The sequence below is a fragment of the Deltaproteobacteria bacterium genome, from assembly GCA_020845895.1.
Taxonomy (GTDB): Bacteria; Lernaellota; Lernaellaia; order JACKCT01; family JACKCT01; genus JADLEX01.
The window spans coordinates 1-16,443 of sequence record JADLEX010000121.1; the positions used below are offsets into that span (position 1 = coordinate 1).

The 16,443-nt window shown below is 62.9% G+C and carries 13 protein-coding genes; 11 read left to right on the forward strand and 2 right to left on the reverse strand.

Annotated elements, in window-relative coordinates; genetic code table 11:
* Window positions 1-2,261 (reverse strand): radical SAM protein (locus IT350_16460; protein MCC6159646.1); only part of this gene is annotated, 2,261 nt, incomplete at its 3' end.
* A 12-nt stretch (window positions 2,262-2,273) separates the two neighbouring features.
* On the reverse strand, window positions 2,274-3,698 hold the full coding sequence (locus tag IT350_16465; protein ID MCC6159647.1) for a cobalamin-dependent protein: 1,425 nt from the start codon (window positions 3,696-3,698) through the stop codon (window positions 2,274-2,276).
* Between the two features lie 224 nt (window positions 3,699-3,922).
* Here IT350_16465 and IT350_16470 point away from each other — a divergent pair, with 224 nt between their 5' ends.
* The 11 genes from IT350_16470 (at window position 3,923) to hypF (ending at window position 16,440) form a co-directional block, all read left to right on the forward strand.
* Window positions 3,923-4,876, forward strand: a complete 954-nt coding sequence (locus IT350_16470; protein MCC6159648.1) for a hypothetical protein — start codon at window positions 3,923-3,925, stop codon at window positions 4,874-4,876.
* 80 nt (window positions 4,877-4,956) lie between these two features.
* Window positions 4,957-5,793, forward strand: coding sequence for a 3-methyl-2-oxobutanoate hydroxymethyltransferase (gene panB, locus IT350_16475; protein ID MCC6159649.1), 837 nt, complete (start codon window positions 4,957-4,959; stop codon window positions 5,791-5,793).
* Window positions 5,793-6,554, forward strand: a complete 762-nt coding sequence (locus IT350_16480) for a GTP cyclohydrolase I FolE2 (protein ID MCC6159650.1) — start codon at window positions 5,793-5,795, stop codon at window positions 6,552-6,554. The genes panB and IT350_16480 overlap by 1 nt, the downstream gene beginning before the upstream one ends.
* A complete protein-coding gene (locus IT350_16485) occupies window positions 6,551-7,516 on the forward strand; it encodes a ketopantoate reductase family protein (protein ID MCC6159651.1) in 966 nt (321 codons plus the stop codon). The genes IT350_16480 and IT350_16485 overlap by 4 nt, the downstream gene beginning before the upstream one ends.
* A gap of 95 nt (window positions 7,517-7,611) precedes the next feature.
* Complete coding sequence (locus IT350_16490; GenBank protein ID MCC6159652.1) at window positions 7,612-9,081, forward strand: radical SAM protein; 1,470 nt, start codon at window positions 7,612-7,614, stop codon at window positions 9,079-9,081.
* Window positions 9,082-9,623: 542 nt separating this feature from the next.
* Complete coding sequence (locus tag IT350_16495; GenBank protein MCC6159653.1) at window positions 9,624-10,673, forward strand: 4Fe-4S dicluster domain-containing protein; 1,050 nt, start codon at window positions 9,624-9,626, stop codon at window positions 10,671-10,673.
* Entirely contained in the window at window positions 10,670-11,518 is an 849-nt protein-coding gene (locus IT350_16500; protein ID MCC6159654.1) for an FAD/NAD(P)-binding protein, read from the forward strand. The genes IT350_16495 and IT350_16500 overlap by 4 nt, the downstream gene beginning before the upstream one ends.
* Window positions 11,515-12,291 (forward strand): hypothetical protein, encoded by a 777-nt coding sequence (locus tag IT350_16505; GenBank protein MCC6159655.1) that lies wholly within the window; start codon window positions 11,515-11,517, stop codon window positions 12,289-12,291. Before IT350_16500 ends, IT350_16505 begins: the two co-directional genes overlap by 4 nt.
* 3 nt (window positions 12,292-12,294) lie before the next feature.
* The gene (locus IT350_16510) at window positions 12,295-13,605 is read left to right on the forward strand and encodes a Ni/Fe hydrogenase subunit alpha (protein ID MCC6159656.1); all 1,311 of its coding nucleotides are present in this window, start codon (window positions 12,295-12,297) and stop codon (window positions 13,603-13,605) included.
* 22 nt (window positions 13,606-13,627) lie between these two features.
* Complete coding sequence (locus IT350_16515) at window positions 13,628-14,098, forward strand: hydrogenase maturation protease (protein MCC6159657.1); 471 nt, start codon at window positions 13,628-13,630, stop codon at window positions 14,096-14,098.
* Complete coding sequence (gene hypF / locus IT350_16520; protein ID MCC6159658.1) at window positions 14,095-16,440, forward strand: carbamoyltransferase HypF; 2,346 nt, start codon at window positions 14,095-14,097, stop codon at window positions 16,438-16,440. Before IT350_16515 ends, hypF begins: the two co-directional genes overlap by 4 nt.
* The last annotated feature ends 3 nt before the right edge of the window (window positions 16,441-16,443 follow it).

Genomic DNA, 16,443 nt, shown 5'->3' on the forward strand with positions numbered 1-16,443 from the left:
AGCACCGGGCACGGTCGTTCGTGGCGGGCCGGTGTGCCCGGATCGTGGGCGCGGACCTCGTCGGTCTTGAACCGCACGGCGTTCGTCCCCTCGCGCCGCCAGAATCGATCGAACTCGTGCACCTGCCCTCGATTCTCCGGCAGCACGACCATCTGCGCCGTGGTGTGAACCGGCCGTCCGCGCGACGCATTCTCGACCTCGAATCCGCGAACGTTTTTCACGACCGTCTCCAAATCTCCGCCCGCCCGAAGTTGGTCGTAAACGGCGTTGTTCGTGGAATCGACCGAGAAAATCATGTAGCGAAGACCGGCTTCAATCAGTTTCGCGGATTTTTCGCGATCGAGACGCATCGCATTCGTCGAGATCTGAACGCCCAGACCGACGTCCGACGCGCGTTTCACGCGAGCCACGATGGCACGGTCCTGCATCGGCTCGCCGAGTCCGTACATCACCACATGCTCGGCACGATGCTCGACCTGCCCGATCACGCGCTCGAACACGTCATCTGTCATCTCCGCAGGCTTGGCCGTGTCGCGCTCTCGCAGGCACATGGGGCAGTCGAGCGTGCAACGCGTGGTGGTTTCGATCGTCACCGTTCGCGGAGGCGCGGCGACGAAATCCCGACCGAGGAGATGGCGTGCGGCGGTGTCGATTCTTCGCCAAAAGGAAACGATTCCCGACCCGGCGGCCCTCGTCGATGCCTTCGCACCGAGCCGTTTCACCATCGACGACACGATCGAATTCTGCCGTGCGTCGAGCGAACGCGCCGTACGGTTGGCGGTCCACAAGGTGCGCAATCGCGTTGGCGTCACTCCCGCGAGGTCGCGCAGCATTCCGCCGTATAGCCGTCGGAAAAATTGTCGTTGCATCCAGGTGCCGCGCCACATTCGATAAAAGTTCGCGGGTTGGAAGAGGTCGATGAGCGCGGTGAGGACGAATCCCGAGGACTGGTCGCGACCGTCGTTTTCAAACGCGGGGAGAATGCGATCCTGATAGAAGCTGTTTTTGACCTGATAGCCGCGCGATTCGAGATCCGCCGCCGACGGCGTCCCCTTGATGGGAATGAAACTCGTCTGCGCGGTGATGTCCGCGACCTGGCGTGTCGAAAGCCACGCGCGAAACTTTTCGCGGCGTGTTTCGGCGTGCCGTCCGAAAAGTCCGTAAACAAAAACATTGGCGGCTCGTAACCGCTCAAACACCGTCCGATAATCCGAGACGCTGTAACGCCCCGACGGGTCCTTTCCGTACTGGCGCAGGATGTCGTCGTCGAGCGATTCGTATCCGACGAATGCGAAGCGCAGCCCCGCGCGCCCCGCGGCCCGGATGAATTCCGGGCGACGCAGGACCGTATCGACGCGAATGAAACACCACCACGACAGATCCAGACCACGCCGGGCAATCTCCTCGAAGATCACCATGTCCCGCGCGGGTTTCGCACCGAAGTTGTCGTCGCCGACCACGAGCTGCCGGACGCCGCGCGCGTAAACATTTTCAATTTCGGCGAGGACGCGGTCCGCGCTCTTAAACCGCTGCGAACGATTCCACATCGTCGAGACGGAACAGAACGTGCACGGAAATGGGCAGCCTCTCGCGGTTTCAATCGTCGCAGAGCGTCCCCGATTCGACACGCCGAGGTTGTAGATGTCCCAATTCAAGATCGACCAGTCGGGCATCGGCACCGAGTCGAGATCCTTGGCGAGCGGCGCCGCGGGATTGTGGTGGATTTCGCCGTGATCCCGATACGAAACACCCGGAACATTGCGCGGGACGAGCCCGGCGTCGATGCGGTCCAGCAGCGTCGTAAACGCCTCCTCCCCCTCGCCTCGCACGATGTAGTCCGCGCCGCGACGCAGCCACTCGTCCGCGTAGAGCGTCGCGTGATGACCGCCGAGCACGATCCGGCAAAGGGGATTGAGGGCTTTGATCCGCTGGATCGTGAGTTCCGTGTTGAGTGCGAGCATGGATGACACGACACCCATCGCGACGACGTCCGCCCGGGCGGCGCGAGCCAAATACTCCGACGGAGACATTCGCTCAAAGAGGCCGTCGAGAAATTCCGGTCGATACTTCGCCGCAGCGCCCGCGAGCTGTGGATACGTGGCCGCCGCCACCGGAAAGATGTGGCGCATGAAGTCGTTGGAGAACGGCCAGCTCCGGTACAGATTCGCCGGTTTGGAGAGGAGGACGCGAAGTCGGTCGGTCCGCGCAAGCGCCGAACGGCGCGGTGTTGTTTCGCGCGTGATGTCGATGGCGGTGGACATCGCCCGCTCGCCCTACCCGGCCACGCTGGGAATCCCGCGCCGCCAGAACACCATCGCCCGAATGCGCCTGAGCATGTCGAGAACCTGCGTCGGGCCGAGGATCGCGCGGATCAGCGTGCGAATCCGACGCGGACGCAGATAGAATCCCGCGTAAGCCCAGAGCTGCGCCCATTTCAACGCGCGCAGCGATAGGTCGGACAGCGGCAAACTCGGGACGTCATACTGAAAAGTCTCCCACGCGTCGGGGGAAAGCCGTCCTTGATCCTCGAGGCGTTGCGCGATTTCCGTGCCGGGTAGCGGCGTGAAGAGAAAAAACAGCGCGTAGTCGAGCTCTGACCGGCGCGAGTAGGCCTGCGTCAGGCGGACCGACTTCGCCGTTTGCGCTGGGTAACCGAGGATGAAGTAGCCGTTGACGATGATCCGGGTTCGATTCTTGATCTCGCGAATCCGACGAGTTTGATCGTCGATGTACGTGCCCTTGATCATATCCTTGAGGACCTCTTGATCGGGCGACTCTATGGCCACGCTGATCGCGTGCAGGCCGGCGCGTTCCATCAGCTCGAAATCCTCGACCTTCAGGGTGTCGAGCCGAATGCCGGTCGCCAGACAGTCCCATCGAACCGGCAGGTTCCGACGAATCAGCGCCTCGGAGAAGTCAATGACGTGTTGTCGTCGCGTGGAGAAATTCTCGTCCTGAACGCTGACCGACTCCACGCCGTACGTCCTGTGCAGGTGTTCGATTTCGTCGCAGATGAGTCCGATGTTGCGATACCGCATCTTGCGGGCCGAAACGCGAAATCCCGCGCAATAAGAACAGTGGTAGGGGCAGCCGCGCGTCGTCGTCAGCGGCATCATCGCCGCGTCGCGAATAGGCGCTCGATATCGGAGGTACTCGCGAACCGGCAGCTTGTCCCACGGCGGTGCATCGAGCGCATCGACATCCTGCACGACGGCGGACGGGTTCGCCCGCACATTTCCGTTCTCGCGGTAGACGAGACCCGCCACCTTTTCGAGTTGCTTGCCGTCACGGTCGTTTTCGATCAGCTCCGCCAGCAACGGCAGGCTCGTTTCGCCCTCGCCGACGTAACCGAAGTCCGTTTCGGGCACGTCACGAAAGATGTCGGAACCGACGCTGGCGGGATGCGGCCCGCCCGTGATGACGCGAACGGCCGGATCGAGGGACTTCACCTCCCGGATGAATCGTCGCCATTCCCCGATTTGATGGGTGTAGAGTTTGGTTCCGAACAGCCACGGACCTCGCCCGCCGTGCGTCGCGACGAGTTCGGCCGCCGTTGTGGGACGCAAAAGAGCGTCGACGTGGTGAACATCGTGCCCCGTTTCGAACAGGGCTTTGTACAGGTACGCGAGACCCAGGTCCGGCGACACGGGAAAGGTCTTGGCCAGTCTCGCTCCCATTCGCCACAACACGACACGCATGCCCGCAAACCTCGCCGGAATTGCCTCCAGCATAGCACGAAATCCGGACTCCGCCGTCACGCGGCCAACGCATCCCGGGGTTTTCGCGACGCCGCGACGACCAAAAGGTTAGGAAGCGCACTTCGGGAATTGCCACCCGTACAAATTTCGCGGTTATTACGCTATGCTTTGGGTGTTGGCACGGTTAGACATCGGAATCCGCCGTGCCCGCGGAGGGTTCGGACATGTCCAAATCGCGTTTTTCTCGGCACTTCGAGTTTCTGCTCGGCATCCTTCTCGTTCTTTTCACGTCGCTGCTCGTCTTCGGGTGCGGCGACGATGACGACGACGATTCGTCCGACGACACGCCACCGGACGACGATACCGACGACGACCCCGACGACGACACCGCTGATGACGACACGACCGACGACGATACCGACGACGATACCACGGATGACGACACTGCCGATGACGATACGACGGACGACGACACCGCGGACGACGACACCGCGGACGACGATACCGCGGACGACGATACCGAGGAGACGTACGTGAATTTCCATCTCTTCGATGCGGAGACCGAAGCCGACGTCGAAGGGGTGACCTGCACCATCGTGGACCCGGTGTCGGGCGAGCCGATTGCCCCGGCCATCGTCGAGACCTCGGATTCGGACGGAGTTTGCGCATTCTTACTTGCCGACGAGCCTGCCCAGATCTCCGTCCGCTTCGAGGCCGGCGACTACGTCACCCACTATCGCTTCTACGTCGAGACGAATTCCGAAGTGGACCAGTTCATGCTTTCGGAAGAACTTCGGGACATCATCGCGGGAGATCTCAGCGTGACGATCGATCCGTTGGACGGGATAGTGTTCGGAGTTGTCCAGTGGGCGTCGGCCGGAGGTGTCGAGTATGTCGGTTGTTCGGATGTCACCCACGATGCGGGTGGAGGCGAACTCTTCTACACCGATGAAACCGGATTCCCTTCGGTTTCCCAGACGAGCACAAGCCTGGCCTTTTCCGCGTTTGCGGTATTCAACGTGCCCGCGGGAGGACCGTACACTTTCGAGGCCGATACGGACGGCGAGATGACGGAGACAAGCGCGAACAAAGTTTTTGCGGAGGCGCTCACGTTCTTCATCCTCAGCTACCGCGAAGAACTCTGGCCCGACAATCCGACCCCCGTCGGGTGCACCTGATCCAATTACCGCAAACCCTTTGCGGTGTGGCGCATTCCGGAGCGGACCCGGCGACGGGCCGTAACCATTGGAGACGCAACATGGCACGTAAGAGGATCGGCATCGACGCTCTGCGCCGCAAGAAGGAGCGGGGCGAAAAGATCACGATGCTCACCGCATACGACTTTCCCTCGGCGCAGCTTCTCGACGAATTGGAAATCGACACGATCCTCGTCGGCGATTCGTTGGGAAACGTCGTGCTCGGCTACAAGGACACCGTTCCCGTGACGATGGACGAGATGATCCATCACACGCGGGCGGTACGGCGCGGCGTCGAGACGGCGATGTTGATCGGCGACATGCCGTTCGGCTCGTTTCAACTCGGACCCGAAACCGCCATCGCGAACGGCGTGCGTTTCATGAAGGAAGCCGGAGCGGACGCCGTGAAACTTGAGGGCGGCGGTCCGATGGTCGAGGTCGTCGATCGCCTGACGAAGGCGGGCGTGCCCGTCGTCGGGCATCTGGGTCTCACACCGCAGACTGCGGGCATGCTGGGCGGGTACCGTGTTCAGGGCGAGACGGCGGACAAGGCGAAGGTCCTGCAGGACGACGCCCTTGCCCTTCAGCAGGCCGGCGCATTCATGATCGTGCTGGAGTGCGTGCCAGAGGTCGTCGCGACCAAGGTCACGCAGGCGCTCGCAATCCCCACGATCGGCATCGGCGCGGGCCCCGGCTGCGACGGACAGGTCCTCGTGTTTCACGATCTGCTCGGCATCCGCTCGGGGTTCACGCCCAAGTTCGTGAAAAAGTACGCGCAGCTCGAAACGATCATGCACGAGGCGATCTCCGCGTACCGCGACGAGGTGAAATCGGGCGCGTTTCCGGCGCCCGAACACTGCTTCCCCATGGCCTCGAAGGAACTCGACAAGCTGTACTGATGGACAACTCCGCGCTTCCGGAACTCCAGAGCATCGGCGTGCGGGGGATCCGCTACCCCGTCACCGCGCTCGATCGCGCGCATGGCGAGCAGCATACCGTGGCCATCGTCGATCTTCGCGTCGAACTACCGCACCAGTTGCCCGATCACCGCGAGAATACCCTCGTCGAGATTCTCGGACGGCATCGGCACGGAATCACCATCGACTCCATCGAGCTTCTGCTTCGGGAGATGCGCGAAGCTTTCGACGCGCACGCCGCCCATCTCGACCTTCGATTTCCGTATTTTCTGAGGAAACGCGCGCCGGTTTCCGGCTCGGAATCCGTTATGGAGTACGACTGCCGAATCGTCGGTCGACTCGACGGCGACTTTCATCGCGAAATCGAAGTCCAAGTTCCCGTCACGCTCCTGTACCCTCACGACGGAACGGGACGCGGCACACGAAATCAGCGTTGCGTCGTGACGGTGACCCTTCATTTCAAACGATTCGTCTGGTTCGAGGAACTGATCGAACTCGTGGAGCACTCCGCGTCGTGCGATCTCTTCGCCCTTCTGAAACGCGCAGACGAAAAGCACGTCACGCGGCGTGCGTACGACCGTCCGGTCACCCTCGTCGATCTCGTCCGCGGCATCGGGCGCGAACTCGCCGAGGACCCCGGCATCACGTGGTTTCGGGTCGTCGCGGAGAACCTTGATTCGGTCCACAACCACAACACCTACGCATCGGTGGAGTGGTCGCGGACGAGCCTTTCGCCGTCATGACCTCAATTGCGTCCGATCGGATCGCGATCGTCGGCGCCGGTGCGTTCGGAACGCTCCTGGCCGCCCGGATGCACGAGTCCGGCGCGCCCGTCACGCTCGTGGCGCACAGGCACGCCGACGCGACGGAGATCACCGTCGATGGAATCACGATCATCGATTCGCGCGGCGAACGCACGGTCCGCGTTCCCTGCATCTCGTTCGGCGCTTCGCCCGCGGGATTTTTCACGTTGGTCTTTTGCGTGAAGTCCTATGACACGCGCTCGGCGGCCGAAATGCACTGTCCAAGACTCGCAACCGGCGGTTTTGTGTTGACGCTGCAAAACGGGGCGGGGAACGTCGAAGCGCTCGCCGAGGTATTTGGGCGCGAGAATGTCGTCGCGGGAATCAGCACCGAGGCCGCGCTGCTGGAACGTGTCGGCCGCGTCCGCCATACGGGCCGCGGTGAGACTCATGTCGGCGAACTCGACGGCGCGATCTCGCCGCGCCTGAAGCGACTCGCTGCGATCCTCGACAGGGCGGGATATCGTACCCGCCTCGCCAAGTCCGTCGATCGCCTCATTTGGCGAAAGCTCGCGATCAACGCGGGCATCAATGCGCTCACCGCCATTGCCGGGCAACCCAACGGTTGGATCTCCCAAAATCCCCACGCGCGATCTCTGGCGATCGCGGCCGTTCGGGAAGTGTGCGCAGTGTCGGAATACGCCGGTTGCGCGCTCGATGCCGACGAACTCGCCGGCGTCATGCTCGGTGTCGCTCAACGTACGGCGAAGAATCGATCTTCGATGCTGATCGACATTGAACGTGGGCGAGCGACCGAAGTCGAGGCGATTCAGGGCTATGTCGTGCGAATGGGAGCGCGATTCGACGTCCCAACACCCGTAAACTCCGTCTTACGCGACCTCGTTCTCTCCATTTCCACCGCGCGCCCGGACGAATTCCCGCACGGCGGCTCGACTTCGTAACCGCAAATACATCCGTTTCGCACCGCGATTGATACCGTGAATCCCGAACTTGCCGAATCACCCCGCGGATGACACCATCGTGGAAAGGGGTTGCGATGAATTCGAGTCAATTTCGCCGCGTCGCGTTGCTCACGATGCCGTTTACGCAGGCGCCGGGACCGTTCTTCCGTCTGACGCACTTCGCGGAACCTCCCCTCGGTCTGGCTTCTCTCGCCGGAAGCCTTCGCAAGTGGAATCCCGATACGGCCGTCGACATCATCGACGCGCATGCCCTGCTCATGAATCGCCGGCAATTGCTCGACCGGATCAAGGCGTATGATCCGGACCTGGTCGGACTGACGACCGTATCGCTCACGGCGGGAGTCACCACGTCGCTCGCCCGCGAAATCAAGTCCGTCTGCCCGAACGCGAAGATCGTGGCGGGAGGCCCGCACCCGACGGCGCTGCCGGACGATCTGCTGGAGGAAGTCGACGCGGTGGCTTTGGGCGAGGGCGAACAGACCTTTTCGGATGTCGTCTCCGGAAAGGCCTGGCCTGACATCGAAGGACTCGCGTTCCGGGAGAACGGCCGCGTGCGATTCAATGCTCCGCGACCGTTTCTCAAGGATCTCGACGAACTCGGATTCCCGGCTTACGACCTGTTGCCGCTTCGGTCCTACCGTTACCCCTACCCCATGAAGAAAGCCCGCGGGAATTACGCCACGTATTTTTCCTCGCGAGGTTGCCCCAGCAAGTGCACCTTCTGCGCGCAGATGAGTGTTTGGGGTCACCGGGTGCGCTTTCACTCGGTCGAGCGCGTGATCGAGGATCTCCAGCGGCTGATCGACGAATTCCATGTTTCGCTCGTGCACTTCTACGATGACACCCTGCTCTTTCACCGAAATCGCGTCTTCGAGATGTGCGAGGAGATGATTCGGCGAAAGTGGCCGCTGCGTTGGATCTGCCTCGCGCGCGGGATGGACATCGACGACGAGGTCGCCGAGATCGCGGCGCGGGCCGGTTGCGGGTTCATCGAGGTCGGAGTCGACACGGCAAATGAGGGGATCATCCAGACGGTGAAAAAGGATTCGACCGTGGATGAAGTGCGGCGCGCGTTCCGCGCGGCGTCGAAGCACGGCATCCACGTCAAGGGCAACTTCATCATCGGCCTCCCGGGAGAGACGCCCGAGTCGGTGCGTGAGGCGATCGACTTCGCCACGACGCTCGACGCGACCTACGTCAACTTCTTCCACTTCGTGCCGATTCCCGGCAGCGATCTCTACGACGAGTACCACCAGAAGGGGTGGATGAAGGCGACCGATTGGGGGAAATACCACTTCCACCACTCGGCCGTCGTCGAGTTGCCCGGAATTTCCACGGCGGAACTCAACGAAGCGATGCAGCGGGCGCTCCGGGCGTTTTACCTGCGGCCGAAGACGTGGTGGCGCTTCGTGCGCGTCTTTTTCGAGTCGCTCGACATTCGCACGTTCGCGCTCGGTGTACTGGCGATCATCAACGAGGTCGTGGTGCGCCCGCACAGGGACCTCGCCTCGCCAAAGGCAGCCTCGACGCCGGTCGTCACCTGAACGCGGCAGCCCCGTGTCCCGACGGCGGTCGATGCGCGTCTCGCGATACTGTTGACAACCGATCTCCATGTTTTGGCCGTAACCGTCGGATTCGGCGTCGTTTTTTCGTAGGAATTTCATTATTTTTATCATACCGTGGTCATTGAGAAGTTATTTCGATATATGCTATCCGACAATGGCGACTGAGAGAGGCGCCCTTCTGATGGTGTATGCCTTTGTTATCACGGGCGGTTTTTGTGAATGACCATTCATTTTTTTTCGTTTTCGGACTTTTCCCCCTTTTCACTTGCCCGGTCCTTGTGTACAGTCTTATCGGAGGTCAAGATCGATTTATGTCGAATAATTCGGCAGATCGCGGGCTTCCTGAAGGCCGAACGGCCGGTTCTTTGGCACTGCAAACGAGCGACTCGAGATGAGTCAAACCCGTGGGCCTTCTCGTCGGGTTTGGATGGAAACGGTCTTGCGGAGAATGGAGTGGGTCCGGTTTCGGGGTACGTCGCGCCAAGAACGCGGTCGCCCCATCCTGATTGGAGGTGTTTCCGATGAGCGAATTTCTCACCACGGTCTCGTCGGCCGTCGCCTGGATCAAAGGGCTGGCGGGCCGACACGAGCTATTCTTTCCGCTGAAACACGGCAGCGCGAACTATTCGTTCCAGCCGGCCGGTCCTTCGGCGGACATCCAGTTCGAAAAGTATCGCCCGACAATCGTTCCACCCGTGAAAAAAATGCTGCCCGCGCGCGACACGCTGTTCACGTTCGTGAAGAGTCCAAGCGGTGAGCCCACGGTCACCCCGACGCTCGACACCGCGCCGAGGATTCTCGCGGGCGTGCGTCCGTGCGACCTCAAGGGCATTCACCTGATGGACACGATCTTCGAGAACGGCGTCGCCGATGCGTACTATGCCGCGCGTCGCGCCAACACCGCCGTCATCGCGTACGCGTGTCCCAAACCCTGCGATGACCGCGCGTTCTGCCATGCGGTCGATTCGCTCGATCACCGCGCCGGTGCCGACGTGATCCTCACGCCGCTCAAGGGCGACGACATGCTCGTCGAAGCCCTCACCGACAAGGGGCGCGAGATGCTCGCGGGCGTCGATTTCCCGAAGTGCGCCGACGCCGCCGCGCGCAAGGTCGGCGCGGTCGCCGCGCGGCCGGAGCCGTTCGGGCGCGCCCTCGGCGCCAAGGTCTCGGCCCTCCCCGCGGTCATCAAGAAGCAGTGGAAGAGCGATCTGTGGGACAAGCACACCGAGCGATGCTTCTCGTGCGGATCGTGCAATCTCGTCTGCCCCACCTGCTACTGTTTCGACGTTCAGGACGACCTGAATCTCGATACGACGTCGGGTCACCGTACGCGCACCTGGGATGCTTGCATGCTGCCCGAGTTCGCCGCGGTCGCCGGCGGGCACAATTTCCGGCCGAATGCTGCGGCCCGCCAGCGACATCGCGTGAAACGGAAATTCGAGTACCTGACCGAGCGCTTCCACGAAGGCGCATTCTGCACCGGTTGCGGCCGCTGCGGACGTCAATGCACGGCGGGGATCGACATCCTCGACATCGTGAAAGACCTTGCGAGCGCGGAGGTGGAATCATGACGACGACGCACGCTCACGCGAAGGTGTCGCCCGACGCCTACCTGCCCATGATGGGCAAGGTGGTCGAGGTCCGGGAGATGACGGCCCGCGAGAACTATTTCCGGCTCGAACTCCCTCGCCCGCTCGGCCATCGACCCGGCCAGTTCGTCATGGTTTCGGTGCTCGGCATCGGCGAAGCGCCAATCTCCATCAGCAACGGGCCGACCACGACGAACACGCTGGAACTCGTGATTCGGCGCGCGGGACGCCTGACGCAGGTGCTGTCCGAATTGAAACCCGGCGACCTCATGGGAATCCGCGGGCCCTTCGGTTCGGGATTCGACATGTCCTGGTTCGACGGCAAGGAGATCCTGATCGTCGCCGGCGGACTCGGCCTCGTGCCGCTTCGCTCGCTGATCCAGCCGCTCGTCGCGAACGCCGACAAGTATCCGTCGATCACACTGCTGTCCGGTTGCCGCAACCCCGCCGAGGAACTCTATCGCGAAGAGGTCCGCGAGTGGTCGAAGCACCCGAAACTGCGCGTCATCCGCCTCGTCGACGGCACCGAGAACATGCCGTGGGACGGCGAGGTCGGCCTTGTAACCGCGCCGATTCCCAAGCTCGACATCAAGCCCGACCGCACGATCGCCGTGCTGTGCGGCCCGCCGGTCATGTACAAGTTCGTCATCATCGGCCTGAACCAGAAGAACCTGCCGCACGACCGGATCTTCGTGGATCTGGAGCGGCGCATGAAGTGCGGCGTCGGCAAGTGCGGGCACTGTCAGATCAACGACGTGTACTGCTGCCAGGACGGCCCCGTCTTCCGCTTCTCGGAAATCGAACATCTGCCGGAGGCCTTGCTATGAAACCGAAAGTCGCCTTTTTCGATTTCGCGAGCTGCGAGGGCTGCCAGCTCGCCATCCTCAACTGCGAGGACATTCTGCTCGACATTCTCGGCCTCGTCGAACTCGTCGAGTTTCGCGAGGCGCTCTCCGAAAAGGCCCCCCGCTACGATGTGGCGTTCATCGAGGGCAGCATCCATCGCGACGAAGACATCGAGCGCATCAAGGACATCCGCGCGCGCAGCACGTTCCTGGTCGCGCTCGGCGCATGCGCGTGCATGGGCAATGTGCAGGCACGGTCCAACTTCGTCGCCCCCGCCGAAAACTACAAATACGTGTACGGCGAGGAAGCCCGCAACCGCGTGCAGATCGACGAGGAATACTGGCCGCTGTGGGGCCACACCCGCGTGCGTCCGATCGACAAGGTCGTCAAGGTGGACTTCTACCTGCGCGGCTGTCCCATCGTGCCCGGCGAGTTCCTGCACCTCGTGAAATCCCTGCTGCACGGCACCGCGCCTCATACGCCGCCCAACGCGGTGTGCGTGGAATGCAAGAAAAACGAAAACGAGTGCGTGTACGATCGCGGCGAAACCTGCATGGGCCCGATCACCTGGGGCGGCTGCAACGCCGTCTGCGTGAACAACGGTTACGTCTGCGACGGGTGCCGGGGCGTCCTGCCGCACGCCAATATCCCCGCGCACAAGACGCTCATGCTGGAAAAGGGCATCAACGACGCCGACATCCGGAGCCGATACCGCCTCTTCTGCTCGGCGGAACCGGCCGCGAAAGGAGCCTGAGCGATGCAAAACGCGCAATCCAAGACCTTCAACATCGACGTGCACCACGTCACCCGCGTCGAAGGCCACGGCCGTATCCGCGTCAACGTCCGAGACAATGTCGTCGAGGATGTGAAGCTGTGCATCACCGAGGCCAACCGGTTCTTCGAAAACTTCGTCAAAGGCATGCGTCCGGAAGACGTTCCTTGGATCGTCAGTCGAATCTGCGGCATCTGCTGCGTCGGTCACCAACTCGCCGCGACGAAGACCGTCGAGGACGCGATGGGGATTGTCCCGAGCGCCCAGACGATCCTATTGCGCAAGCTCCTGACCGAATCGCAATTCCTGCAGAGCCACGTCCTGCACGTCTATTTCCTCGCCGTGCCCGATTTCGTGGGCGTGCCCAGCGTTCTGCCGCTCGTCAAGACACATCCCGATGTGGTGCTGCGCGCCCTGCGTCTCAAGAAACTCGCCAACGACTACACGGCGGTCATGGGCGGGCGCGTGTTGCACCCCATGGCCAACACCCTCAAGGGCTGGCGCAAACTCCCGTCCAAGAAGGCGATGGAAGAAATCCGCGACCGGCTGATCGCCGCGGTTCCCGACCTGCTGGAAACCATCGCCATCGTGAAAACGCTCAAGATCCCGCCCTACGAGCGCGAGACGGAGTACGTGTCGCTCAAGCACCCCGACGAATACGCGCTCTACGACGGCGACGTGTACAGCTCCGACACCAAGTCGAGCGTTCCGGTCAACCAGTACCGCGCGGTCACCAACGAGTTCACGGTCGCCCACTCCACCACCAAGTGGTCGAAGTGGCACCGCGATTCCTACTTCGCCGGTGCGCTCGCCCGCGTGAACAACAACTTCGATCAGCTCCGTCCCGAGGCGAAGAACGTCGCCGCGGAGTTGGGTTTCAAGGCGCCCTGCTACAACCCGTACATGAACAACGTCGCGCAGGTGATCGAAATTATCCACTGCGCGTACAACAGCATCGCGATGCTGGAGCAGGCGCTGAACATGGGCCTCGTCGAGGAGGATCTCACGTTCACCGCGAAAGCGGGCGAGGGATTCGGCTCGTGCGAGGTGCCGCGCGGCATTCTCTTCCACAACTACACGTTCGACGCGAACGGGCGATGTTCGGGCGGCAACGCCATCATCCCCACGAGCCAGAACGTGAACAACATCGAGCAGGACATGAAGGCGTTTGTGCCGAAGATGCTGCCGGTGATGTCGAAAGAAGAGCTGACGCTGCACATGGAGATGCTGCTGCGCGCCTACGACCCGTGCATTTCGTGCTCGGTGCACATGCTCGACGTGGAATTCACGGAGTAGGAGCTTTCCAGGAGGCTTTGGCATGGGGCTGACGGTGATCGGCGTCGGAAGCTGGCTCTCCCGCGACGACGCGATCGGACTGATGCTGGTGGACGAGCTCGCCGCCCGTCCGCCCCGGCCGGACCTCGATTTTCACACGTGGGAAGGCGTCGACGCGTTGACGATCACGCACGACATGTTGGCGCTTTCGTCGCCCATCCTTGTGGTTGATTGTGCCGACCTCGGGCTTGCGCCCGGGGAGTGGCGATTTTTCGATGCCGAAAGCGCGCGCCTGCATCTTCACGGCGACACGGTATCGACGCACGGATTCGGGCTTGCGGACGCGCTCGAAATGGCGCGCGGGCTGGGATTCGAAAAGCCCGTGCACGTCTTCGGCGTGCAGCCCTTCGATCTCGCGCCGGGAACGGGTCTTTCGGACGAGATGCGGCACGTCTTTGGGCGCCTGCTCGAGAACCTGAGTGACGCGGCCGGGCGAATTTCAGGAGCGACATGACCGCGAACTGGACCAGACTGACCGTGGACGTCTCCGGCGTCGTGCAGGGCGTGGGGTTTCGGCCCACGATCAAGCGCCTCGCCGACGAGGCGGGCCTCGGCGGCTGGATCCAGAACCGATCGGGCTCCGTGACCATGGAACTCGTCGGGCCCTCCGGACGCGTGCGCGAGTTTCTGCACACCCTGCCCCGCCGTATCCCCCCGATGGCGCAGCTCGATCAGATCGTGATTCGCGGCGAAGCGTCCGTGGATACGCCGTCCGCGGAAGGGAAGTTCGACATTATCGAGAGCGCGCGCAGCGACGAGAACCGCGTCGTCATTCCGGCGGATCTCGCCATGTGCCCCGACTGCCGGCGCGAGGTTTTCGATTCCGCCAACCGGCGATTCGGTTACCCCTTCACGACCTGCACAAACTGCGGACCGCGCTATACCGTGGTCAACGCGATGCCCTATGACCGCGTGCGCACCACGATGTCGGCGTTTCCCCTCTGCGACGAGTGCGCCCGCGAGTATGACGACCCCGGTGACCGGCGCTTCCACGCCGAAAGCATCGCTTGTCCGGTCTGCGGTCCGAGGCTGCGACTTCTCGCGCCGTCCGGCGAAGTTGTGAGCGGCGACCCGCTGCGCACCGCCCGCGCGGCACTGGCCCAGGGAAAAATCGTCGCGGTTCGCGGCATCGGCGGATACCTGCTTGCCGCCGACGCGACAAATTCCCCAACGCTCGCCGTGCTTCGCGAGCGCAAACGCCGCTCCGCCAAGCCCCTGGCGATCATGGCGCGAAATCTGGCGGTGGTGCGTCGCACCGTTCGGACAACCGCCGCGGCCGAGGATCTGCTGCGTTCGGCGGTCGCGCCGATCGTGATCCTTCCCTTTCGCGACGACACCGCCGCCGGACTGCCGTGGGAGATGATCTCGCCCGACACGCGCAATCTCGGCGTCATGCTGCCGACCTCGCCGCTTCACTCCCTGCTCTTCGAACAGCTCCCCGGCGACAAAACGCCGCCCTTCGACTGGCTCGTCATGACCAGCGGAAACCGGCGCTCGGAACCGATCTGCATCTCAAACGACGAAGCCCTCGAACGGATGCGCGACATCGCCGACCTGTTTCTCACGCACGACCGCGAGATCAATCTCCGCTCCGACGATTCGGTTTTCACGTCGGGCTCCGGCGGAACGCAAGTCTGGCGACGTGCCCGGGGCCTCGCTCCCGGCGCGATCCGCCTGCATCGACCGCTCGGACGCACGGTCCTCGCCATGGGCGCGGAACTGAAGAATGCCATCGCGATCGGATTCGAAGACCGCGTCGTGGGTTCTCCGCATGTCGGCGACCTCGAAACACCCGAAGCCGTGGACGCCCTGTCGCACCTGGCCCGCGAGCTTCCCGCTTTCCTGCACCGCGAACCCGAAGTGGTCGCGGTCGATCTGCATCCCGACATGCACGCGACGCGAATCGGCGAAGAACGCGCCCGGGAACTCGGCATCGAGATGGTACGGGTTCAACATCACCACGCGCACGCCGCGGGCGCGCTGGCCGAACACGGACTCGACGCGGGACTCGCGCTCGTCTTCGATGGAACGGGACACGGCACGGACGGGCTGATTTGGGGCGCGGAACTGCTCGCCGTCGAGAAGCACCGATTCACGCGCCTCGCGACGTTTGCGCCGGTTCCCTTGCCCGGTGGCGACACGGCCGTTGTCCGCCCCGCGCGGCAAGTCGTGGGCCGGGCGACAGCGCTCGGGATTCCCATCGATGACGACACCTGCCGGCGACTCGGCGTCACGCCGCTCGAACTCGAAACTTGGACGACGCAGTGTCGCGCCGGCATCAACACGCCGATGACGCACGCCGCCGGCCGACTCTTCGATACCTTTTCGGCGTTGCTCGGGATCGCGCCATCGTCAACGACCTACGAAGGTCAAGCCGCAATCCGACTGGAAACCGCCGCCCGCGCGTGGGATCATCACGGCGTGTTGCCGGGTATGGCGTTCGAAACGCGCGAGACGGATGACATGCTGCTCGTCGATTGGTCCGGTGCAATCGCGTGCCTGCTCGACCCGGCGCATCGGCATGACGACGTATCGCGTTGCGCGTTCGCATTTCACCGCGCCGTCGCGGAGGCGTGCGTGAAAATGGCCGAGTTCGGCCGCGCGAAGACCGGGCACACGTGCGTCGCGCTGACGGGCGGCGTGTTCATGAACGGGTTGCTGGCGAACCTCGCGCGAACGAATCTTTCGCGCGACGGCTTTATGGTGCTGACGCATCGCGACGTTCCGCCCAACGACGGCGGAATCGCGTTCGGCCAAGCGGTGGTTGCGGGTTCAACTTCGGTCGAGGGGAGATGACGT